The sequence below is a fragment of the Ruegeria sp. AF5 genome (assembly GCF_056541905.1).
In genome coordinates this window covers 72,443-93,916 of record NZ_JBQFYZ010000008.1, presented here as the reverse complement: position 1 = coordinate 93,916, position 21,474 = coordinate 72,443, and the positions used below count along the sequence as shown (strand labels likewise).

General features: G+C 54.5%; 22 protein-coding genes. 9 read left to right on the top strand and 13 right to left on the bottom strand.

Annotated elements, in window-relative coordinates; translation table 11 throughout:
* The first annotated feature begins 100 nt into the window (after positions 1 to 100).
* From ACR0DS_RS13080 to ACR0DS_RS13065, 4 genes are all read left to right on the top strand, one after another.
* Positions 101 to 739, top strand: a complete 639-nt coding sequence (locus tag ACR0DS_RS13080) for a TetR family transcriptional regulator C-terminal domain-containing protein (RefSeq protein ID WP_480559020.1) — start codon at positions 101 to 103, stop codon at positions 737 to 739.
* Positions 740 to 1,146: 407 nt separating this feature from the next.
* Complete coding sequence (locus ACR0DS_RS13075) at positions 1,147 to 1,539, top strand: COG4315 family predicted lipoprotein (RefSeq protein WP_480483519.1); 393 nt, start codon at positions 1,147 to 1,149, stop codon at positions 1,537 to 1,539.
* A 6-nt stretch (positions 1,540 to 1,545) separates the two neighbouring features.
* Positions 1,546 to 2,091, top strand: coding sequence for an RNA polymerase sigma factor (locus tag ACR0DS_RS13070; protein WP_480556465.1), 546 nt, complete (start codon positions 1,546 to 1,548; stop codon positions 2,089 to 2,091).
* The gene (locus ACR0DS_RS13065) at positions 2,088 to 2,834 is read left to right on the top strand and encodes an anti-sigma factor family protein (protein ID WP_480559018.1); all 747 of its coding nucleotides are present in this window, start codon (positions 2,088 to 2,090) and stop codon (positions 2,832 to 2,834) included. The genes ACR0DS_RS13070 and ACR0DS_RS13065 overlap by 4 nt, the downstream gene beginning before the upstream one ends.
* Before the next feature lie 55 nt (positions 2,835 to 2,889).
* Here the strand turns inward: ACR0DS_RS13065 and ACR0DS_RS13060 are convergent, their stop codons facing one another.
* From ACR0DS_RS13060 to ACR0DS_RS13000, 13 genes are all read right to left on the bottom strand, one after another.
* Entirely contained in the window at positions 2,890 to 4,830 is a 1,941-nt protein-coding gene (locus ACR0DS_RS13060; protein ID WP_480483526.1) for a vWA domain-containing protein, read from the bottom strand.
* Positions 4,831 to 4,843: 13 nt separating this feature from the next.
* Complete coding sequence (locus ACR0DS_RS13055; RefSeq protein ID WP_480483528.1) at positions 4,844 to 6,175, bottom strand: serine/threonine-protein kinase; 1,332 nt, start codon at positions 6,173 to 6,175, stop codon at positions 4,844 to 4,846.
* Positions 6,176 to 6,183: 8 nt separating this feature from the next.
* Entirely contained in the window at positions 6,184 to 6,432 is a 249-nt protein-coding gene (locus tag ACR0DS_RS13050) for a hypothetical protein (RefSeq protein ID WP_480616760.1), read from the bottom strand.
* 29 nt (positions 6,433 to 6,461) lie between these two features.
* On the bottom strand, positions 6,462 to 8,096 hold the full coding sequence (locus ACR0DS_RS13045; protein WP_480483530.1) for a formylglycine-generating enzyme family protein: 1,635 nt from the start codon (positions 8,094 to 8,096) through the stop codon (positions 6,462 to 6,464).
* Positions 8,089 to 9,279 carry an ABC transporter permease family protein gene (locus ACR0DS_RS13040; RefSeq protein ID WP_480616758.1) on the bottom strand — a complete coding sequence of 397 codons (1,191 nt, stop codon included), beginning with the start codon at positions 9,277 to 9,279 and terminating at the stop codon, positions 8,089 to 8,091. Before ACR0DS_RS13040 ends, ACR0DS_RS13045 begins: the two co-directional genes overlap by 8 nt.
* The gene (locus ACR0DS_RS13035; RefSeq protein WP_480559014.1) at positions 9,279 to 10,010 is read right to left on the bottom strand and encodes an ATP-binding cassette domain-containing protein; all 732 of its coding nucleotides are present in this window, start codon (positions 10,008 to 10,010) and stop codon (positions 9,279 to 9,281) included. The genes ACR0DS_RS13040 and ACR0DS_RS13035 overlap by 1 nt, the downstream gene beginning before the upstream one ends.
* Complete coding sequence (locus ACR0DS_RS13030) at positions 9,991 to 11,148, bottom strand: trypsin-like peptidase domain-containing protein (protein ID WP_480616756.1); 1,158 nt, start codon at positions 11,146 to 11,148, stop codon at positions 9,991 to 9,993. The genes ACR0DS_RS13035 and ACR0DS_RS13030 overlap by 20 nt, the downstream gene beginning before the upstream one ends.
* 101 nt (positions 11,149 to 11,249) lie before the next feature.
* The gene (locus ACR0DS_RS13025) at positions 11,250 to 12,344 is read right to left on the bottom strand and encodes a serine/threonine protein kinase (RefSeq protein WP_480483538.1); all 1,095 of its coding nucleotides are present in this window, start codon (positions 12,342 to 12,344) and stop codon (positions 11,250 to 11,252) included.
* An 8-nt stretch (positions 12,345 to 12,352) separates the two neighbouring features.
* A complete protein-coding gene (locus ACR0DS_RS13020) occupies positions 12,353 to 13,543 on the bottom strand; it encodes a PP2C family protein-serine/threonine phosphatase (protein ID WP_480559010.1) in 1,191 nt (396 codons plus the stop codon).
* A 5-nt stretch (positions 13,544 to 13,548) separates the two neighbouring features.
* The gene (locus tag ACR0DS_RS13015) at positions 13,549 to 14,163 is read right to left on the bottom strand and encodes an FHA domain-containing protein (protein ID WP_480483542.1); all 615 of its coding nucleotides are present in this window, start codon (positions 14,161 to 14,163) and stop codon (positions 13,549 to 13,551) included.
* 35 nt (positions 14,164 to 14,198) lie between these two features.
* Complete coding sequence (locus ACR0DS_RS13010; RefSeq protein WP_480559008.1) at positions 14,199 to 15,716, bottom strand: FHA domain-containing protein; 1,518 nt, start codon at positions 15,714 to 15,716, stop codon at positions 14,199 to 14,201.
* 76 nt (positions 15,717 to 15,792) lie between these two features.
* Positions 15,793 to 16,260 carry a hypothetical protein gene (locus tag ACR0DS_RS13005; RefSeq protein ID WP_480483546.1) on the bottom strand — a complete coding sequence of 156 codons (468 nt, stop codon included), beginning with the start codon at positions 16,258 to 16,260 and terminating at the stop codon, positions 15,793 to 15,795.
* A gap of 57 nt (positions 16,261 to 16,317) precedes the next feature.
* The gene (locus tag ACR0DS_RS13000; protein ID WP_480483548.1) at positions 16,318 to 17,022 is read right to left on the bottom strand and encodes a hypothetical protein; all 705 of its coding nucleotides are present in this window, start codon (positions 17,020 to 17,022) and stop codon (positions 16,318 to 16,320) included.
* A 159-nt stretch (positions 17,023 to 17,181) separates the two neighbouring features.
* Here ACR0DS_RS13000 and ACR0DS_RS12995 point away from each other — a divergent pair, with 159 nt between their 5' ends.
* From ACR0DS_RS12995 to ACR0DS_RS12975, 5 genes are all read left to right on the top strand, one after another.
* Positions 17,182 to 17,733 carry a hypothetical protein gene (locus ACR0DS_RS12995; RefSeq protein WP_480483550.1) on the top strand — a complete coding sequence of 184 codons (552 nt, stop codon included), beginning with the start codon at positions 17,182 to 17,184 and terminating at the stop codon, positions 17,731 to 17,733.
* The gene (locus tag ACR0DS_RS12990; protein WP_480483552.1) at positions 17,730 to 18,473 is read left to right on the top strand and encodes an FHA domain-containing protein; all 744 of its coding nucleotides are present in this window, start codon (positions 17,730 to 17,732) and stop codon (positions 18,471 to 18,473) included. Before ACR0DS_RS12995 ends, ACR0DS_RS12990 begins: the two co-directional genes overlap by 4 nt.
* 235 nt (positions 18,474 to 18,708) lie before the next feature.
* Positions 18,709 to 19,272, top strand: coding sequence for a GbsR/MarR family transcriptional regulator (locus ACR0DS_RS12985; protein ID WP_480483554.1), 564 nt, complete (start codon positions 18,709 to 18,711; stop codon positions 19,270 to 19,272).
* Positions 19,273 to 19,335: 63 nt separating this feature from the next.
* Positions 19,336 to 19,989, top strand: a complete 654-nt coding sequence (locus ACR0DS_RS12980; protein ID WP_480487972.1) for a DUF4166 domain-containing protein — start codon at positions 19,336 to 19,338, stop codon at positions 19,987 to 19,989.
* Positions 19,986 to 21,473, top strand: coding sequence for a TIGR01777 family oxidoreductase (locus tag ACR0DS_RS12975; RefSeq protein ID WP_480559006.1), 1,488 nt, complete (start codon positions 19,986 to 19,988; stop codon positions 21,471 to 21,473). Before ACR0DS_RS12980 ends, ACR0DS_RS12975 begins: the two co-directional genes overlap by 4 nt.
* The last annotated feature ends 1 nt before the right edge of the window (position 21,474 follow it).

The following is a 21,474-nucleotide window of genomic DNA, read 5'->3' as shown; positions in this document are numbered from 1 at the left end:
CTAATGGACGATCGTCCATTAAATGTTGCGCCAGAATGGCCTTTCGTGTCAATATTCCTGTGAGCTACCTCTATGAGACATTCACAAACGGTTGGTACCATTGAATAAAGCGCAAAGCGTCAAGGAACAAAAACGCGGTTCAAAGCGGGATCCGGAAGCCAATAAACAGCTACTGATCGAAGCGACTCTGGACACGATTGCCGATATTGGGGTGACCGATACCTCGGTCAGCCGAATCTGCGAGCGCTCCGGTCTGTCACGCGGAATGATCCATTTGCATTTCGGGGGTAAGGACAATTTACTGACCGCAGCCGCCCAGCATTTCAGCACCGAGTATTATGCCGAGATGGACAGAAGGACAGATCTGGGCCCGAGCGCAAGACCCGAAGACCGTGTTATGGCAGTGATTGAGGCCGACCTGTCAGAAGCACTGCTCAATCCCCGCAGTACTAAAATCTGGCATGCGTTTCGGGGTATCGCAAGCTCTCATCCAGGTATCGCCCGTTACAGCAGCACTCAGGATGACAAACTTGTCGAAACCTTGCGGTCCGCGTTCACAGAGATAGCCTCGGAAAACAGGGGCGACCCGAACCTGGTAGATGACGCAACCAGCGGAACGCTGGCCTTGCTGGAGGGGATGTGGGTGAACTACCTAACCGATATGCAGGGATTTTCACGCCGCCGCTCTGTCAACCTTGTTCGAAGGTTTTTATGCGGACTTTTCCCCGGAAAATTCTAGGTCTAAGCCTAGGCGGCGTCCCAATTCAAATTGGATAGCTCGGAGACAGAAGTTTCTGAGAGATAATTGTTCCGGGCGCATGCAATCAGCTCGCCTGTGCTTTCGTTTTGCAAGATTTGCGATAGCCGTGCCAACACTTAATTGTCCTTACTTCAGATACTGACAGGTGACGAAGCACCCTGCCCCTCGGGCCCTAACGCGCTTGTCCCACTTGTCGAACAGATACAGGTTTTTCGTACCCAAACTGGATATGCGTGACCTTTCCCATAGGCGTGGACTCTGGCTTTACCATCAAAACAATGCCCACACGCCGCCGAAAAAATGTTTCACTTTGGGGAATTTTTTCCAGGTGCCTTCGTAGTTGTATTGTCTGCCATTCGGCAGACCTGAAACAGTCGGAGAATACAATGTCCCTAAAGTCCCTTACTTTTTCTGGTGTCGCGCTGGTTGCGACTGCAACCGGTTCATTTGCGGATGGTCACACCGGTGCGCCAGCCGTAACTGGCAAGCTCAACGGAGAAACCTTCCTTATGGATGCGCACAAGATGACTCTCTATACCTTTGACAAGGACGAAACAGGCGTTTCGAATTGCTATGATGACTGTGCCACCAAATGGCCGCCGCTGATGGGTGATGCCAACATGGAACTGAAAAAAGGCTACAGCCTGATCGAACGCATGGATGGCAGCGTTCAGATCGCCTACAAAGGAAAGCCGCTTTATCTATGGTTCAAAGACGAAAACCCTGGGGACATGACAGGGGACGGTGTAAAAGGTGTTTGGCATATCGCACGCCCCTGAACCTTGGTGCCGGGGGAAGGTTTCCTCTCCCGGCTTACGTACATGCTTCAGTCATTTGAAAACCAGCTTGAAAACTGCCTCCCCGATCTTTGGCGTTATGCCTGGTCGCTGACCCGTGATCCGGATGCGGCGGATGATCTGGTGCAGGATTGTGTTGAACGCGCCCTTCGCAAACGATTGCTATGGCTTCCGGGACGGCCGTTGAAACCATGGCTCACTAAAATATTGTTGAACCTCTACCGGGACAGGTGGCGTCGAGAGACCAAATTCAACACTGTCGATCTCGACAACATTTCGACGCTGGCAGCTACGACAAGCACGGCCGAAGAACGGTTGGAACTCAAGGCTGTCTGGAAGGCGCTGGATTCTGTTCCCCAAGATCAGCGAGAAGCCCTTCTTTCTGTTGTGATTGGTGGGTTAAGCTATGACGAAGCGGCCACAACTTTGTCCATTCCAAAGGGTACGCTGATGTCGCGGATCTCGCGCGCGCGTACTAAAATCAAATCTGAAATGGACGCTTCGACCGCCGTGAAGATCAGGAGCGTGAAATGACGCACACCCCATCCATCGAAGACCTGGTTCAGCGTAGCATAGACGGTGAGTTGTCACCGGAAGAGAGCGAACGCCTTGACCGTCACCTTGCCCGTCACCCGGACGATGCAGCGCGCGTTCGTGCAATGCAGCGTCAATCTGATCTGATAAACAAGGCGGTCCCTGTACCTTCTGCGGCACATCTTCGAAGTCTGCAGAAACAGGCCACGCCACCCTCGCCAGTCTCTTTGAGGCTGGTTGCTTCGGTCGCGGTTTTTACAGTCGGATTCGGCTTGGGATCTTATTTGCAACCTTGGAACAGTGGAACAACCGACGATCTGGCATTGTTTTCGCAACACGCAAAGGCGGCGCATTCTTTATTCGCCGTTGAGGTTCTTCACCCTGTAGAAGTCGCCGCTGCGGAAAAAGACCACTTGCAAACCTGGCTCTCCAATCGTCTGGGCTCTGCCATTATCGCGCCGCAACTTGGGGAAACCGGGTTTTCCCTGATTGGAGGACGCCTTTTGCCCGCAGGAGACCAAGCCTCAGCTTTATTTATGTACGAGAATGCAGAGGGTGATCGGTTAAGTTTGATGGCCACGCATGGCGACACAACTCAAACTCAATCATTTCGGTTTCGACAAGAGGACGGGTATCTTGTCGTCTTCTGGCAGGACGGACCCTGGCAGTATACGTTGGTCGGGGACCAGAAACGTGACCCGATGGAACACATCGCCCGCTTGGCGCATGGTCAAATGATCTAGAAACCGCTTTCGACGGCTTGGCTCGCGCAGAAGATTTGCGACAACACCTTTGGGGTTATGGCAGATCATCCAGCAACATCGGGTACAGCAAGTTTCCTGCCTGCGGCCCGGCCCCAAGGTAATCAACCCATTGATCGGTCGACTCGTTGTACCGCCGGTACCGTTCGATCTTGTCATATAGCCCGTTGACGATGGTTTGCTGCTCTGAAATCGGAAGGCGCACCCAATCATCTTCAGTAATAGTCATGATCTGAGACTTATAGGGCAGGTCAGACAGGTATTCGTCCAACGCCACAGCTTCGGCAAGGCTGGGGTCTGATTGGCGTGATACCTGATCAGGTCTGCGGCTCATGTCTGCGGCAACTCCAAGAACCTGTGCAAAGAACTGATCAGGGTTCACGACGTTCCGCTCGGCCTGGTCGACAATGATCCGCAACGCTTCTTCCAGGTTACTCAGATCCGCCTTCGAGATGAGCAATCTGATAGACAAAGGTTTCAATCCTGGTCGATCAAAATCCCGATCCGCCACATAAGCTTCAAACAAGTCGGGCGCTCGCGCGCCTTCTGTTTTTCCAAGGTAGGCCAGTTGCATAGTCCGGCTTGCTGTACTCAGGCCGGAAAACCTGTTGTCACCTTTGTCAGCAATGGCGTCTTCGTCCAAAATCTCGTCGCCGCCGCTGCGACGATAAGAAGACGTATGCTTTGCCACAATCCCACCCAACGTGCGTGCGGTTTCCTTGTAGACGTCTGGGTCACCGTTCTCGATCGGGAAATACAAGGGAGCAGAATTCGGAAAGGCGGTCAGTTGCTTATAAGCCGCTTCAGCCGAAGGGTGGTCTTTGGCACCTCGCGCGGTACGCAGATGCATGACGGCCATCGCACCACCTATGCGCTCACGGACAATCCTGTTCAGACTTTCGGCGCTCAACCCTGTGGCAGAATACTGATCATCGAATTCGCGTGGACCTGCATCTGTAACCAGTACGATAAACCGTCCCCCAAAGTCGCTCCAGTCCATGCCTTCCAATGCGTATTCAATACCGCGATAGCTGTCTTCGCGAAAATTCTTACTGCTGGATTCCGCTTCTTGCATCTGATCGATGCCACTCAGGAAGTTGTCAACGTTAAGGCCCTGCTGAAGATCCACGAATGTCCGAACGTCATACCCAAGGCCCGGAGCTGCCTCGAGGCTGTCGCGATAGCCAACAAGCCCGAAACTGATCGCGTCTGCTGCCGCTGATCCTGCGGCCTCTCGATAAACCTCTTGCAGTGCTGCACGGGTAGCGCGGATATACGGCTCCATCGATATCGTAGTGTCCACGACAAAGACCACTGCTGTTTTTAAGTCGCCCGAATTCTGACTACCCGATGGCGCCGGGCGGTTCGGGGCGTTGGCACTGGCAACGGCCACTTGCAGCAGATTTACGAACGGTCCGATGTCGAACACAGCCTCTTCCGTTGCCAGGATTGGCATTACATAAAGGTTTTGACGCTGATCAATCGTTTCGCGCGGGCCTAAGGCGATCACGCTTTCTGACGGTTCGCCGCCCTGCTCAGCTGCCAGCGCTTCATCTCTGGCGTTTTTTGCAAGACCGGCGGGGTTTTCGCTTTCGATGATGTCATAGATCGGGTCGATATCATTAAAAAACAAAACGCGTCCGACATTGTCACTGCCTTCCAACGTTGCAACAATGTTCTGATTCCAGGGAATAGCCGCCCCTTCCGGAATCCACATAAGATCGTCGCCTTGATCGCTCGCTCCGATTTGCATCCAGTCGCCGTCACGAGCATAGACAAAAAACACCTGTAATGGAGAAAGAGACGCCGCGGAACTTTCGCTGTCTGGCTCGGGCCTCGCGTCGATCCGCTCACGGATCAGAACCCTTTGATACAGGCTTTCTTTGCCTTCGATTGGAAGCGGAGATCTTGATTGCGCCGTAGCCGGACCGACCATAGAGGCCAACAAGGCAACTAGGGAAATAACTCGTATCAACATCTTCTTCACCTCCTCACTCAGCCAATCGATCCAAAGCCTGACGCGCCGGGTCCGACCCAAGATCAGCTGCGCGCTGATAATAACGCCGTGCTGCCGACGGGTCAGGGCGCGGGAAAGGCGATGTAACGGTGCTGTGCGTTTTAGGATCATACATCTCAGCAATCAGGATATTGGCTGATGCCCGATCCTGTTGGGACAACTCCTGATCGTTGCTGATCGCAATCAGCGCGCCCAAAGCGGCATCCAGATTCTGTGCCCCGCCCACAGCCAAGAGGTCTCGTGCGGCTGTCAGTGGGTTATCGGCAGCAACGGCCTCCTGCGCAATCCCGACAGACTCATTGACCTTGGCTGACGAACCACCAGCTCCTGACAGAAAATACCATGCACCTCCAGCAATTGCGATCAGAGCGACGATACCCGCCGCAATCAAAGGTAGTTTGCTGCCCCCACCCTGGTCGGGCGCGGCAGTCGGCTGACGGGGTACAGCCGCCGAAGTCGGTGCTGCCTTGGCACCGCTCATTGCTGTGCGAAACAAGCCAGGCAGGTCACTGGGACGGTCTTTGGGGTTGGCTTTCAGCAGGTGTTCCAAAACAGATTTCAGACCGGGCGCAACCTTTGGATCGGTTATCTTGATGTCCACCTTTCGGTCTTCAACCGCGGCAAAACCTTTACCTTCACCTGGCAACTCGAGCCCGGTCGTACGCATCAACACAAGACCCAATGCATAGGCATCGGTCGCGGCTGAAACACTATTGCCAAACAAACCCAACTGTTCTGGAGCACAATAGCGCAGCTTGCCTGCAAAACTGTCGCCGATTATCGATTTGTCGGTTCCGATGCTGTCAGATGCCAAACCGAAATCTATGAACTTCGCTTGATTAATGTCTTCATGCGAGATCATCACATTGTCGGGTGCAACATCTCGATGAACGATGCCCAGTTTATGGATTGCCTCCAGCCCCTGCGCCAGTCGCAACCCCAATTTTAGAACGTCATCGGACGAAAGTCGCGCGCCCTTTTTCAGATAATGCGACAGAGGATGACCCGGTACAAATTCCATGACCAGAAACAAGCGCCCGTCCTTATCCAGCATGGAGGTTTCGAACCGGACCACCGCCTCGCTACGGACAGTTCGCAGCAAATTCGCTTCGCGCCGGAACAGGTCAACCGCTTTTTGGTTCTTGGCAAAGCTAGGTGTCATTACTTTGATTGCCACTTCGTGACCGCTGGCCCGGTTCAAACCCCGGAATGTGGCACCCATACCACCTTCACCCAACAGAGACTTGATCTCGTAGGTATCCTGAAGGACGCTGCCGGGTCGAAGCCCAAGTACAGAATGTTCCATAGCTTATGTTACCTCCGGCTCTTCAAACTGATCGCGCTGTGTTTGGAAAAGGTGCGGATATCCATGATTTGAAAACAGATGCCAGCAAAAACAAGCGAAGCGGTAATCCCGAACACCACAGTCAGAAAGGCTGCAATGATGGTCGTTGTATCCGGCCCCAGCGGAGATAGCCGCAACATCGTAATTGCTGTGAAACAGAAAAAGACAATGGATAGACAAGTCGTTATCCAGACCAGTACTTCAAGCGATTTGTTCAATACATCCCGCATAGTTCAACCTTTCCAATTCATTCTTCGACAAACGACAAAGCAACTGCCTGAAAGTCGTTCGCAATCTGATCCAAATCCGAATAGCCAGCTACGCTTCGCGCACCGATATGATCCTGAACCATAGCAAGGCAAGTCGCGCGCTCGCGACCCCGCTCTGCTTCTGTCGGATAGATGAAATCGATCTGCTTGCGCAGCAAAACAGGTGAATACTGATCGACCAACCCTTCGATCAGGTTGGCATATTCGACAATATCAGCCTTGGCCTTGGCCTCAAGTTCGGCCAGCTTGGCCGCAGCGTCCTCTTTGGCAGCAAGCACTTCGTCAAGGAAAGACTGGTCCCCGCTTGCCCGCGCTTCCGCCTCCAGCGCATCCAGCTCAGGTGCAATTGTCAGTGATGAAATCAGCGCATTTAGATAACGTCGAATGCCCTGCCCGCAGACAAGTACACCCGAGGTCAGGATAAGGCGGATCGACTGGTCGCGTTGCGCGTTACGTTCCACACGCCCCCTGTTCAAGGTATCCTTGATCACCGCCAATTGAGTTTTGGTCCGATCCGACAACGTCTCGGCCGATATCTCATCCAGAAGGTCCATCGCCTCTTGTTCGCTGGCCGCTACAGCAAGACCTTCGTCCGGGCGTGCCAATTGGTCCAGTCCATCTTTCAGAGCCTGGTCCTGATCAGCCGAAGTAATGGCCAAGCCCTGCAACACAAGACGTGTGCCGGTAAACCGGTCCGCTGAAGAGGTATTGGACAAAATGTCAAACGGCGGCACTTCGAACCGGGTCGAAGAAGTGATGTCCGCCAAGGGTGTGCGTGCATCACCCCCCCGTTTCACAAATCCTCCGGCCTGTCCGTGCAATCGGCCGTGACGGACCAAAGCAAATGGATCGCCAACGATTTCGGCCGCATTGCCCAGCATGTCATGCAGACCCAAAGGGTTGGGGCGCAACGAACCTATAACCTGTAATTTACCGCCCGCCGACGCTGTTCCACCATGTGCTATGAATTCGTCCTGCGGCGTCCCTTCCGGAATCGGGGGCAAGGGCGCCCGGAACAGAGCTTGATCAACGGCCAACCCACCGCGGGCAGAGTATTCCCACTCTTCTTCAGTCGGCAATCGCAGATACCCACGTGTTTCACCGACACGCGGTAACGTATCCGGGGCGTTCTGCATCAACCATAGCGTATAGGCCTCAGCAAAGCGCTGATAGTCGAGCTTTGATTGTGCGACGGCAGGAACAAACTCGCGTCGGCGGGGTTCCTTTTCGGAACATTGACCAGCCATGACCACATCCCATTGTGCCTGTGCCAACTCGTATTTGGCCATGTAGAAGTAGCCCTTGGCCGCACCATCTTCATCCGCGAACGCACCAGATACAAACGCCCGCCGAAGACCGTTCAGATAGGGCTGCTCGCTTCCTTCCTGACCAAGTACAACCGAAACATCGCCAATCACGCCGTCAGTATTAGGAGTTGCGATCTTTCGAAACGTCATCGCTCCGCCGCACGGCATTGGCAGGGTCAAATCTCCCTCGGCGGGTTGCGGATTAAAATATTTCTCGCGCCAAGTGATGTCCTGCGCCTGTGCGGTTGAAGTCAAGCTGAAAAGGCCGATCAGAGTGGCAATCATACTCAGAGGAAGTCTAGGCATGGGTCAAAACCTCCTGTGGTTCAACATTGCGAACGGCAAATACCGCCCAGGCCGCTGCCGTGACAGCTGTCACAGCGCCCAGACCCAGAGTGGCCAGAATGTCACCGGGGTAAAGGCGCGCAATGGCCTCTCCGGGCGCCGTTTCGAAGCTGGCATTGATGGCAAGCAGAAAAGGCAGGATGATAACCAAGGTCGCAATCACACCACCCAGTACAAGCGTCAGGCTTTGCACAACGGGAATGACGCACCGCTGACGATCGGGCATCGTCAACATGGAAAACAAACTGAAGATGACGCGTTGACGCTCGACCATACCACGAAGGTTGGCTGACATTGCAGCCCAAAACCCGAACATCGCCAATGCCGCTACGGCCGTGAAAAGGATGTTTAAATTCCGGCGAAACGACAGCAACAGCGCTGCGTTTTCAGCCCTTGGACGAGATTGCAAACCGATATCCGCCAAATAAGCGGAAAGGGTTGCGATATCTTCGAGAGACCTGGCATACAGGCGATAGCTGGCAAAGCTGTCAGGTTCCGGAACCGGGTCCGTCCAGTTACCAGGTGTCGCGGACAGGTCATCCCGGAACCGCTCAACTGCCAGCAAGTCGGGAACCGACAGGAAGATTGCGGGCCGCGGCCAGATCTCAGGCGAAAGCACACCGATAACCGTCAGGTCGCGCCGCGCGTTCTCGCGCTGCCCGTCGACCTCGCGCCCGATAATCATGTCCAGTGTATCACCTGCGGAAACCGAAAGATCACTTGCCAGCGTGTCTGATATCCAGATCCGGCCGGGACCGACGGCCTCGCCCTTGACCAAGGGGTCACCCGCAGATGACGGGATCAATGGCACCGCCCGCTCCAGTTTCCGCTGCGCCTCATTCCGAACAGCGTTTGCGGATGTGTTGATTGAGCGTGTTGCAGGAACAACAAAACCTACATCTTGCCGCGCATTCAAACCTGCAAAGAAGGCAGCATCATGCTGCCCCGCACCGATGGCCAGGATTTCACGGTTCGACGGATCTTCGATCAGACGCCCGACCATTGTGCCGATGACCCCATTCTTGAGCGCAAGTATGATCAGCAGAGGTCCAAGAACACCAGCCAAGGCAGCGACAAAACATAAAGCCGATTGCCAGTCGTGCTTTAACTCCCTGAGGGCCAGTTTGGTTGGTATTTTCAACATCATGCCACCTTGGCCGCTACACGACCCGCTGTGGAAAAGATGGAATAGGACTGCCCCTGATGATCCAGAAGCCGATGATCAGCCCGAGGCGTTTGCGCAAACTCACCGATCTGCGCCTGATGGCTGGCCAACACGACAGCGGACCCGGCCTCTGCCGCAAGATGCACGATCAAGCCCTCGACCTCGGCGACATTCGCGGGATCCAGTGCCGACACCGGCTCATCCAGCAGCAACAGGGCCGGTCGACCCAACAAAGCCCGCGCAACGGATACTCGCTGTCGTTGGCCAACAGATAACTGACCCGGCTTTCGCGCCCCATAGTCACCCAGGCCCATCGACCGGATCAGATGGTCCTGCCATTCTGCATCGGGTTCCTGACCCGCAACGCGCACGGGCAGTTCGATGTTTTCGAGCAATGTCAGATATGGAACCAGTGTGTTTGTTTGAAGTACAAATCCCAGCTTGTCCGGCCCCGCAAAATCCGCACGAGGCGTATCCGGCGTCACCGTAACGCCAGCTATCTCGTGGTGCGTATCCGGCAATGCAGTCAACGGAAGCGCCCCCGCGATCAACCCCAGAGCAGTACTTTTACCCGCCCCACTGACAGCATCCAGAACAATGGTCTCACCTGCCCTCAGGTCCAGTTCTTCGATCACAACAAAGAAACCCGGCGCTCGTTCTATACCAAGGTTCCGGATTGACAGGACGGTATCAGGGTCGTTTGAGGACAAGCGCTATCCCTCCCAGTTCAACCCTCGACGTGGTGTTGATCTGCACCGGCTCGTTTGGCTTGAGGCGCCGCCCGTCAACCTTGGTCCCATTCGAAGACCCAAGATCTGTCAGCATCATTTTACGCCCCTGCAGAGAGAGGCTTGCATGACGGCGGCTCAAATTGCGATCAGTGACTGTCAGTGTGTTCTCGCTGGCACGCCCGATGGTGACACCGGATTGCAGCTGCCGAGCACTGAACTGCGCAGAATGACCCGCCATGCCCACGGCAAGAATAGACCGCCCAGAGGATTTGGAAGACGCAGCCGACCGCTCGGGTTTGAAATCAGCCTTACCGCGACTGCGCGAGACGACATAGTACATCCCACCGATCACCACAGCGCCTCCACCGCACAATACAGCAAGGATGATCAGAAGGTTGCTGTCTGACGTACCACCGGAAACGACAGTTGGATTGTCAGGATCACAACCTGCCTTGTGACGCGTGAACGGGACATTGCTGTCTTGCAGGAAACCGGCGATGGAATTGGCGGATGGTGCAAAGAACGTGCCGTTAGCAGGAGTTTCACCATCCGAATTCAACATGACACCGGCGGTGTTGATCCCCAAAACCGAACCGCAGAAATCGATCATCGGCCCGCCGGAGTTTCCGGGGTTGATTGCTGCAGTGTGCTGAACAATTTCTTGCGTACCACGATTCCGCTGCGTTTTTCCGGGTGAAACTTTGCTGACGGCCCCTTGTGTCAATGTGGTCTCAAAAAAGGCCAGCTCGTTTCCGCTGTCATTGGATACGTCTGAAGTGCCAGGAAAACCGACTGCGGCAACCTGCTCGCCTTTGTTGATTGTCCCAACACGCACCGCCAGAACGTTGGGTTTGTGATCAAAGGATTCCTGCGGTGTGATCTTCAGGATAGCCATGTCCTTTTCAAAGGAATCGTATGCAACCTGAACGCCGTACTTGTAGATTCGGTCGCCTTTCTTGAAGCCAACAAATGCGCTGACACCACCTTCGATCACGTGGTGATTGGTCAGGAAATAATACCCGCCTCCACCCGGCAAAGGCGCAAGCACAAAGCCAGACCCGGTTCCCCATCCACCATCGTATTGGACAACCACACGCCCAACCGCACCATCAGCCACCTTAACGACTTCGGATTGGATCTGCGCGCATGCAGCTGACACTCCGAAAGCAGCTGACCAAACAACTGAGAAAAACATTGCACGAAGGGCGATCACAACATTCACATCAAAGTTCCATACGCAATTACGGCCACAGCAACGACCAGAATAAACAACAACACCACTAGCGATGCCTTATGCCCAGCACGACCACCGCGCTTATGTCGAGGCGTGCGACCGTCCTGCGGTCGCTTTGGTTTCGGGTCAGGTGGTTCATGTTTCTCGACAGGGTGACGCAAATCGATACCTGAAATCCGGGCATAGTCTCGCGCAGTCTGAATTCGGTCTCGGGGCAACAGCTGACACCCCATGTCGATCGCATTGAGCAGAACGTCATCATATTGGGCCTGCACACGGTTGCGGATCAGATTCTGACGCACGGGCACATAAGGATCACGACCAGTGGCCCGCTTGTCTTTCCAACGTTCTTCCGCATTTGGCGGCAGGCTTTGCGACACCATTTCGTAAAGAATAACGGACAATGCGAACAGATCGCTCCACGGTCCTTCGTGAACTCCGCCCGCCAACCCGGTTTTTTCGGGCGGAAACTGCTCGATCGCGGCGTATTTCCGTGTGAACATAGAAGCCAACCCGCTGGACTTGCCCATCAGTCGCGCTGCTCCGAAGTCAATCAGGATCGGCTGCCCATCTTTTCGGATCATGACATTCGCAGGCTTCATGTCGCGATGCACAATGCCAACTTTGTGAACCGCATCCAATGCACCAAGCATTGATTGGAGAAACTTTTTTACGAGGTCCTGAGGTACGGAGCCACGTGCCTCGATCATACGAGTCAGCATCCGGTCCAACGGATCGCCGTGGATGTATTCCATCACGCAATAGGCTGTACCATGCTTGCGAAAAGCCGCCCGAACACGCATCAAGCCCTGCTGCTGCGGCAGGTCGCGCAACATGTTAGCTTCCTGCAAAAACGCTTCGAGCCCCATGTGAAAAAGCTGGCGCCCTTCGTTTGTGGGAACGACTGCGTTCTTCGGTCCGCGACTGGCGTAATCCGCCGGGAAGTACTCCTTGATTGCAAATCGTTCACCTGATTCCCGGTTGCGCGATTGATAGGTGATGCCAAAGCCCCCTTGCCCAAGCACGTCCCCTAGGACATAGCCGGCAAAGGTTTCTCCCCTTGGCAAATGAGCGGACACGGGCGGCGCTACTCCTGAACTACTGAATCAGTGGACGGTTGCTCATCCTGATTGGTCACATCTTCACCAGGCTGATCACCCGACGCTTCAGGCGCATCTGACGGAGGGGCTTCTTCACCAGGCGCTTCCGGATCAGCCACCGGTTCCTGAGCATCCGATTCTTCGGATGCGGGGCTCTCAACACCTTCAACAGGCGTTTCCGGCGAAACCGGCTCGGCGACCGAGCTGTCTCCGATACTGCGTTCTTCCTGCTCTACTGGAGCGGGCTCGGGCTTTGTTACCAGATCAGTTTCCGCTGACTTCTTGTCACCGAAACTCAGCGCACCAATAGTGGCCCCAACGGCTAAAGCCCCAAGTCCGATCGCAATGTATTTCAGTGTTTTCTTTCGATTGTCAGCGGGTGTGAACGCCCACTGGCTGCCCCGCAACATGCTGCTCATGCCTTCCTGAACATGTGCATAAACCACAACAGTCGTATTATCCTGTTTCGGTTTGCCTTTCGCCTCGACGGCATTCAGCAGATCCGAGGCCACACCACGCATGTCGCGACTTTTACCGCTTTGCAACACACCGGTGATCTCGGCTTGCGACAACGTATCAAGCCCGTCAGAACATACCAGTACGACATCACCGGGTTTCAGGTTGATCGCGTTGATATCCGTCAGTGAAATCCGATCTCCCATCAAGGCAGAGCGCAGTGCGTTGCGACGCGGATGGTTGTCAGCCTCGTCCTGAGTGATTTGACCAGACGCAACCATCTGCAAAAGCTCGCCGTAAAGCGAGTGATCAGCGTTTAGCTTTTTCAGCCGTCCGTCGCGTAGTAGAAACAAGCTGCTGTCTCCGACGGACAACCAGACCAAACGGTCACCCAGTTTCAGGGCGGCAACAAGTGTACACCCCATGCCCTTTAGATCCGGTTGGCTGCCAATCTTGTGACGCAGAGCTTCATTGGCCGCGATCAATGACTCCTGCAACCGGTCTCGAGGACGAGGGGCGTTCGAGCCTTCGATGAAATGGGATTTGAAGGTTGACAACGCCATGTTCGCGGCCACTTCACCACCAGCGTGCCCCCCCATCCCGTCGGCGACCAGCATGAGGATATCTGATTTGGGGTCACGTTCATTCTGGAATACGATGTCAAACGCATCTTCCTGGTTCTCGCGCTGGCCCAGGCTTTGCTTGCCGCTGATAATTGTCATCTGAATTAGTCTTCAGAGGATTGGGCCAGTTCCGACCAGTCAAAATCCTCGTTACAGAAAGCAACAAAACGCACATGAGTCTGCTTGGACAATTCAATCAAAGCATAGTTCTCAAGCGGCATTGTCGTGGCGACGATCTGCCCGTTGATCCGACTGATATTGCGGCCTGTTCCGGGGGCTGCAAAGAATACCCGATTGGCGTCGTCAAAAATGATACGCAGATGATCCTTACCAGAAATCAACTTGTCACCAAAATCCAGTGACACACGCTCTCCCCCCTCGCGTCCCAGCGTGTTCATACCTGAACCCAGGTTTACAGACTGTCCCAGTCCGGGGCCCTTCACCACGACCAACCACCCTGTAATGGGATCAATCATTGGATCAAATTCGGCTTTTCCGGAAAAGCTCTTGGACATACCTCCGTGGTAGATCTGCGTCTTGTCAGATTCTACATATTCGGTCGGGGCTTCGCTGTAGGATGATCCGCCGATTGCATGTGTCGGTTCATTGTTCGAAGGGGCAAGGCTTTCGGTAAAACCGTCATCTCCTTCTATGTCCAGATCGTTCAACTCTTCGTCATCCTTATCGAACAACCAGCTAGTCTTGTTATCGTTACCCATTTTCATCACCTTTCCTGTTCAGATGATCTGGCGGATTAACCGCGGACCAGTTTCAGGCGCACGGGCCCAAGGCCCACAGTGTCACCCACATTTATTCTTTGCGTGCCTTTGATCTTGCGATCATTGACCAGCGTCCCGTTCAGACTATCCAGATCACTGAGTGTGAACTTGCCATCCAGCGATCCGCTCAGTTCGGCATGAACACGGGATACGCCGCTATCGGGAACGACCACGGCGTTAGTGCTGCTGCGGCCCAAGGTCGAACGCCCTGCGGGCACCGGAAACCGATGTCCATTGTCAACACGCACAAGAAAGGCAACCGGAGGTGGTACATGCGCAGCCGTCGGTGCTGCGTCGCGGTTCGGCACTTCCTCAGCATTTGGGATATCCCCCAGTTCGATCTCTTCCAGATCATCATCAAAACCAGAGCCCCCGCGACGCATCAGCAAGAACGCCAGCAAAAGTACCAGCAATGCCAGAACACCGGCACCGACATAGACATACAAAGCCGGCAAGCCGAAAATCAGAGTTTCATCCACTTCCGGTTCAGCCGGTTCTTCCGTTTGCGCCGCCGCTACATTGACAGGCTGAAACTCTGCCGAGTAGCTCTTGGTCTGTGTCTGACCAGGTTGACCAACAACAGGTTCGATCATGTCAATCGTGATACGCGCTGGCGCCGCATCGCCTACGGGGACGATCAGGCCTGAGCCCTTGACCGAATTTCCATAAGTTCGAATGAAGCTTGAAACTACCGTGTTTGCTGTTTGTTGGTTCTGAAGAAACACTTCTTCCATTAGACCTTGTTGAGGATCGGTCAGGCGTTTCAAAACATCGATGCCGCGCGTGGTACGGGCATTCCCCTGTGCCCGCCAGAACATCCCAAGAGCTGAGACAGACACCCCTGCCTTTTCCGCAGCCGCTGAAATCTCTTCAACGGTGGCCAACCCTTCCTCGTCGCCGTCGGTGATCAGAATCAGGTTTTTCAACAGCACATCGTCCTGCTCGCTGAGCAATTCGATTGCCCGGGTCGAGTTTGCAACAAGGCGCGTGTTCTGTTCTTTGATTTCTAGAGATTTGACCACGTCTTCCGCGCGCGAGCGGCTGGTGGAGAATGGTGAGAGTTCGACAATATCGTTACCGAAACCGTAGATTGCAACTTTCTCATCTGGCGGCAGGTTCGTCACCACGCGCGATATAAGGTCCCTCTCGCGGCTCCAGCTGCGCACCCTGCCACTGCGATCCCCGACAGAAAGGTCAATCAGAACCATTGTAGCAGAGAGGGTCAGGTTACCGGGCAATTCGTCGACATCTTTGACGAACTCGAAATCAGCTTGCGTATCACCAAGGGATCGAAAGCTCATACCGCCGCGTTCGTTGCCTGACGGTACCCGCACCAGACAACTGTCTTCCGGTGCAGGTTTTGCCGGAGCGCAATCCAGAATTGCAAGCCCGGTCGCAGGCGCACGCGTCTTACCGTCCTGCGCTTGGGCTGAGCTTGCAAAAACCAATGCAGCCGCAACCGCAATAAATTTGCGTGATATTCCGTAGGTCACGATCCCAAGACCCCCCTCAGGCAAGTTGTCCCGGTCGTCGCATGCGTCGACAAGCGCCGACCTGGCGTGTTTCTTATCAGATCGACAGCGCGCGATAGGCCGACTTAATCCGGTTTAGTTCGTTCCGTACAACAGACGGATCAGCGCCGCTTGATACGTCCCGTTCGACGGCCCCCAGTTGATTGTCCAAAGCCTGAACTTGCTGCAGTTTCACCGGGTCCGAAGCTGACGCTGCGCGGGCTTTGGCCCCTTGGGCTTTGACTTCCGCAATCTGCTGACGCAACGCGTTTATCTCGCTTTGATTGGCATTGCGCTGCGCCGCTAGCTGAGCGTTTCGCTGCTCAGCCGCCTTGTTCTGAGCAAGAATGGCATCCGCTTGCGCCTTGTTCTGCGCAATCTGGCGATCGTATTCCCCGGAATTCAGGTTAGCAATATTGTCGAAGAGAGTCGCGGTGGTTGGGTCCGTAGATCCTGTACATCCCGCAAGGGCGATCAATGAGACCAGCATTACCGGTTTTGAGAAACGAAAAAGATCAGAGGTCATGGTACACACTTACTATTGGAAAACCCGCGTCCGGTAACGAACGCGGGTCAAAGAAACTTAAAGAAGATTGATGGATGCCCGCGTCCGCGCCAGACGATTTTTGTTGCTGACGGCTGCATTCGTGGCTCCACCCAGACCAGGCTGGCCTTTGCTTGAGGCAGCACGCAACTCGGAAATCGTTCCATCCATGTTCTTTTCGCTGCGCTTTAGCTCATTCGAAACAACCTGGCGGTTTGACTTGATAGCCTTGACGCGTGCGTTGTACGCCGATTGAGAAACCTGGCCGCCATCCAGTTGACGACGCAGCGACTTCAGTTCGGCGTTTTGCGATGCCAGAACTGACCGCAGGTTTGCTTCGACCGAATTCAGTTGCTTACTGACGTTGGACAGATTGGCCAGAACAGCCTTGCTGTTGACGATTTCAACATTTTTGGCTGCCGCTTTCTTGCCGACCTGATTGCCGCCTACGCCGCCGATCAGGCCACCTGCTGCTGCACCAGCGGCACAATCGCTGCCACTGCCACCCAGCAACAATCCGATCCCACAACCAACGACTGCACCAGCCAGGGCACCCTGAATGGTATTGTTGACGATGATATCTTTTGAAACCTGATCCAGGCTTCGAACCTGCTTTTCAAGTTGCTTTTCCTGCTGCGTCTTGCCAGCGACTGCCGATGATGACGCAGATTGAATTGTTTCTTCTGTACAGGCTGAAAGTAGAAGAGAAAAAACCGCAAAAATAGAAATTGCTACTGAACGCATCAACAAACTCCGTACTCATAATTTTCTTCGTAGTTGATTATGAAGTCACATACTTTTTATTTTCAATCAACGATTCGCATGTGTGCAAGTGAAGAATGGTAATATCGTCTCACGTCGCCGAACACGTGAATTCCTTATTTATCAAACTCGAGATTTTCAATGAAATTACCCTTTGATATCAGAGATAAACTCTCACTCGCAAATGATATTTTTACCTTCCTTGGGCACCTCGGTGCCGGAGTTGGCGCATTTCTTGCGTTTCTCGGTATTACTTCCAATTTGACGAACAATACGTCCAGTATTGTGTTCAATGTTCAGGTTTCTTCACTGTCTTTACCTGTCCGCCTGACATTATTAGTTTTAGTCGCTGCGGCATTGGGATGGGGATTGGGTGCACTTGTCGGAAAGCTAAGTCAGCAAAGAAATGAGTCTCTTGGCTTTGCAGCTTATGTCGTCGCGCTTTTGTGGGGCGGCCTTATGGTGGGGGCCGCTGACTGGCTTTCTATTGCGCCCCACCAACAGGTCTTGCCGGAAGTCCTGTTATTCACTGTCACAGGAACGGGTCTTGCCGTGTGGGTCGCTGGATTCCATTTTCAAAGCGCCGGTGCAGGTGGTAGACGAGCACTGCGGATCAGGTGCGACGCGCTGTTCCTATTCTCGATCGGCGCGGCCCTTTTTATGGTGCTTACTTTGTTGGGGGCGCGGACATGAAGCTCAGTGGACCTCTGGATTCAAAAAACGCCGCGCGCCTGCTGAGCGCCGCCGCTGTCCTAGATTTTATGTTTCTGGGTTTTGTATTGGTCACTTTGGAACCTGTGTTGCGTCAGGAACTACGGTTGGGAAATACCGGTCTGGCCTTACCGGTAGGGCTTTATCTGATCCTGGTTCTTAGCTACTGGTTGATCTGCGAAGGTTTTCTTGGTGGGCACAGCCTGGGACGATATGCCTTACGTCTGAATATGCGCGACAAACGCGGCAATCCGGTATCTCATATGCGGCGTTCTACCCGCGCGTTGAAGAAGATCATGTCGTTTGGCTTAACCGGAGCAAATCCGAACGTCGCATCCCGGTATGACAGGGCCGCCGATGTGACATGGTACAGCCCGATGGCTCCCCGCGCCTTGGCCTTTTGGCAACTGGTTGTTCTGAACGGCCCGGATCGCGGCAAGTTTGTCGAATTTCGGAATGTTAAAGGCTTGTCTAACACACATCAGATCAAAATCGGACGTGACAAGAACTGGGCTGATCTTGCGCTTTCTCGCAGCGAAAGAACTTCGGGTCAGCATTGTGTTTTACGCGTAGAAAAAACGGGCGATCTTTTTATTCGTGATATGGGCTCAACGAACGGAACCTGGACAGGTGGACGGCGTGTCGGTCCTGAAAAATGGGTACCGTTGGCCGCGGATGGTCGGTTCCGTGTAGGAAATGTCCAGATTGCCACGGTCAGGTGACCAGTTCCAACGTACCGCGGGTTTTAGCATAGTTTGTTAGCTACAAATGCACGGCAGGTATTGCGGCTGGTTAATTCCCTAAATTTGACTTTGGAATTGGTTAGTCACTCAGGATTCCACGGTCATCAATTGCGATCCGGTTGCGACAAGACCTCGGTACAGGTTTCGGGCGGATCACCCTGACGTCATGGTAAATTTGTTTGACATCAGACTACCGGTATCTCATATTTCTGTCATGACAGAAACAACTGATTTATCCGAATCCTCGGCCCGTTCACAATTCATCCTCTATTGGGGTGATATGGGCAGCCAGTGGGGTGTGAACCGATCCGTAGCGCAGATACATGCGCTTTTGTACCTCAGCACTTCGCCCATGAATGCCGAAGAAATCGCAAACGAACTTGGCATCGCCCGGTCAAATGTTTCAAACTCGCTGAAAGAGCTGGCCGGATGGCGTTTGATCCACCGCGTGCCCGTCCCCGGTGATCGTCGCGAGCACTTCGCAGCCGAAACTGATGTCTGGAACATGGCCCTTCTGATTGCAAAAGGCCGCAAAGAGCGCGAGATCGACCCCGCGATGCGGGCGTTGGACATCTGCGTGCAACAAGCCTCGGACGAGGCTGATCTGTCCCCTGTCGTATTGGAGAGAATGCAAAATATGCAACAGTTCCTGACTACGGCCGACCAATGGTCCGAGCAAATGCTGTCGGTCCCTAAGTCCAAGCTTTCGGCTCTTATGAAGATGGGCGACAAGATCATCATGCTCCTCAAGATCGGGAGCAAGAAAGGCAAGTCGTAAAAAATTTTGAGAATATATTTCTCTTCCTACAGAAATAACAGCAACTACAGCATATGGTGTGATATGAAACTGAGCAATTTCTCTCCGCATGTTATGGACATGTCCGATCAAAGGTTTCGCGACTTGGTTGGCCCCGCAGCTTGGGCCGCCCTGCCCCATCAGGTCCGGGCGCGGTTTGGTCATTGCCTAGCGAACGGCGCCAGCGTGGTCTATCAGGGCAAAGTTGTAGCAATGCGTCTGACGCTGGCCGGGCAACTGCTGGCGCATCTGGCCCGTCTGATCGGCGGCCCCCTACCCTTTGATACATCCAGCGTGGATCAGCCCGCGATTGTCACCGTGACCGAGGATAGTTCCGTTAACGGACAGTTCTGGATCCGCCAGTATGGGCGCGCCGGAGGGTTTCCTCAAGTTATCCACAGCGCAAAACGGTTCTCTGGACCGACCGGGATCGAAGAATACATCGGCGCCGGTATCGGTATCGCATTGCGCGTTCAAGCAGACCGCACCGGTCTCCGCTTTCTCAGCGATCATTACTTCGTTCAATTGGGTGATAGGAAACTGCGCCTCCCGCGCTGGATTCGCCCTGGCGTTCTGACCATCACTCACACCGATCTTGGCGACGCGCGGTTTCTGTTTTCCCTAAGCCTTCATAGCCGCCTGTTCGGAGAGTTGATCCACCAGGACGCCATTTTTTACGACAGAAAGGATCCGACATGACTGACCCGCTGCTTTGGACATTGATTGCCCTTCAGATCTCGATGGGTGCATTCGACACGCTGGTGCACCATGAAGGCACCGAGCGGCTGGCCTGGCGCCCTTCGCAACAGACCGAACTGCGCCTGCATGGGGTCAGGAACGCTTTCTACGCCGTCATCTTCCTGTGCCTTGGATGGTTCGAACCCCACGGCACGTTTACCATTGCTCTGACCATAATCCTGGGCCTTGAGGTCCTGATTACCCTTTGGGATTTCGTTGAAGAGGACCTGACCCGCCGTCTCCCCGCCACAGAACGGGTCAATCACACTTTGCTGGCGCTGAATTATGGTGCGATCCTCGCGCTGGCTGCCCCATACCTTTGGACCTGGTCTGCCCTGCCGTCAGAGATGGTACCCGTCCATCACGGCGGTTGGAGCATCATGGCGACCCTTGCCGCGATTGGTGTGGCGCTGTTCAGCGCGCGCGATTTGGTGGCGGCCGCACGCAGCACGCGGTTGAATGCTGTCAACGCGACCTCTCTGGTCGCGCAACTCGCGCCCCGACAACATCTGCTGATCACGGGTGGCACCGGTTTCATCGGACAACGCCTGGTCGAAGCCCTGGTTGCTGGCGGCCACCACGTCACCGTCCTGACCCGCAATCTGCAAAAGGTCGACGCTTTGACCCATCCGGTACGCCTGATCACCTCACTCGAGCAAATTGACAACACAGAGCGTTTTGACGCCATCGTCAATCTGGCGGGTGAGCCGGTAGCAAACGCGCATTGGACGCCTCGGAAACGCGCGCGCATCCTGCAGTCTCGGGTCAAGATGACGAAAGATTTGGTCGCACTGATCCGCAGGCTGGATCAAAAACCATCTTGTCTGATCACCGGCTCCGCCGTGGGCTGGTATGGGCTGCGGCAAGACGAGACCCTCACCGAAGACGACACGCACTGCCCCGCCTTCATCCATGAGGTGTGCGACACATGGGAGCGCGCCGCTGCGCCAGTCGTGGATATGGGCGTCCGGGTTGTGCAACTGCGTATCGGTCTGGTGCTGGGGGTTGAAGGCGGCATGCTGGCCCGAATGCTGACACCTTTCGAGTTTGGTGCCGGTTGTCAGCTGGGGAATGGACAACAGTGGATGCCCTGGATCGAACGGGATGATCTGATCCGCGTCATCGCATTCGTCATGTCGCATCCGGATATCAACGGCCCGCTCAACGCCACTGCTCCAAACCCGGTGCGCAACGCAGAGTTCACACAGGCTTTGGCAAGCGCATTGAACCGACCTGCCTTGATACGTCTGCCTGCTTGGCTGATCACAAACGTCGCAGGGGATATGGGACGTGAAACGATACTGGGTGGCCAGCGTGTCATTCCGGCAAAACTGCTACGCAGCGGGTTCCGTTTCAATAGCCCCGAGCTGGCCCCCGCCCTTGCCAGGATCACGGGCGCTCGGGCCGCCTCAAACAGCGTCAGCTCTGAGAAACGCCGCGCCTGAC

What these genes read in the sequence shown, in the direction of transcription:
- ACR0DS_RS13065 (WP_480559018.1), top strand. Translation starts at nt 2,088, where the DNA reads ATGACGCACACCCCATCCATCGAAGACCTGGTTCAGCGTAGCATAGAC.
- ACR0DS_RS13075 (WP_480483519.1), top strand. Translation starts at nt 1,147, where the DNA reads ATGTCCCTAAAGTCCCTTACTTTTTCTGGTGTCGCGCTGGTTGCGACT.
- ACR0DS_RS13060 (WP_480483526.1), bottom strand. Translation starts at nt 4,830, where the DNA reads ATGTTGATACGAGTTATTTCCCTAGTTGCCTTGTTGGCCTCTATGGTC.
- ACR0DS_RS12975 (WP_480559006.1), top strand. Translation starts at nt 19,986, where the DNA reads ATGACTGACCCGCTGCTTTGGACATTGATTGCCCTTCAGATCTCGATG.
- ACR0DS_RS12980 (WP_480487972.1), top strand. Translation starts at nt 19,336, where the DNA reads ATGAAACTGAGCAATTTCTCTCCGCATGTTATGGACATGTCCGATCAA.
- ACR0DS_RS13045 (WP_480483530.1), bottom strand. Translation starts at nt 8,096, where the DNA reads ATGCCTAGACTTCCTCTGAGTATGATTGCCACTCTGATCGGCCTTTTC.
- ACR0DS_RS12995 (WP_480483550.1), top strand. Translation starts at nt 17,182, where the DNA reads ATGAAATTACCCTTTGATATCAGAGATAAACTCTCACTCGCAAATGAT.
- ACR0DS_RS13015 (WP_480483542.1), bottom strand. Translation starts at nt 14,163, where the DNA reads ATGGGTAACGATAACAAGACTAGCTGGTTGTTCGATAAGGATGACGAA.
- ACR0DS_RS13040 (WP_480616758.1), bottom strand. Translation starts at nt 9,279, where the DNA reads ATGTTGAAAATACCAACCAAACTGGCCCTCAGGGAGTTAAAGCACGAC.
- ACR0DS_RS13020 (WP_480559010.1), bottom strand. Translation starts at nt 13,543, where the DNA reads ATGACAATTATCAGCGGCAAGCAAAGCCTGGGCCAGCGCGAGAACCAG.
- ACR0DS_RS12990 (WP_480483552.1), top strand. Translation starts at nt 17,730, where the DNA reads ATGAAGCTCAGTGGACCTCTGGATTCAAAAAACGCCGCGCGCCTGCTG.
- ACR0DS_RS13000 (WP_480483548.1), bottom strand. Translation starts at nt 17,022, where the DNA reads ATGCGTTCAGTAGCAATTTCTATTTTTGCGGTTTTTTCTCTTCTACTT.
- ACR0DS_RS13005 (WP_480483546.1), bottom strand. Translation starts at nt 16,260, where the DNA reads ATGACCTCTGATCTTTTTCGTTTCTCAAAACCGGTAATGCTGGTCTCA.
- ACR0DS_RS12985 (WP_480483554.1), top strand. Translation starts at nt 18,709, where the DNA reads ATGACAGAAACAACTGATTTATCCGAATCCTCGGCCCGTTCACAATTC.
- ACR0DS_RS13055 (WP_480483528.1), bottom strand. Translation starts at nt 6,175, where the DNA reads ATGGAACATTCTGTACTTGGGCTTCGACCCGGCAGCGTCCTTCAGGAT.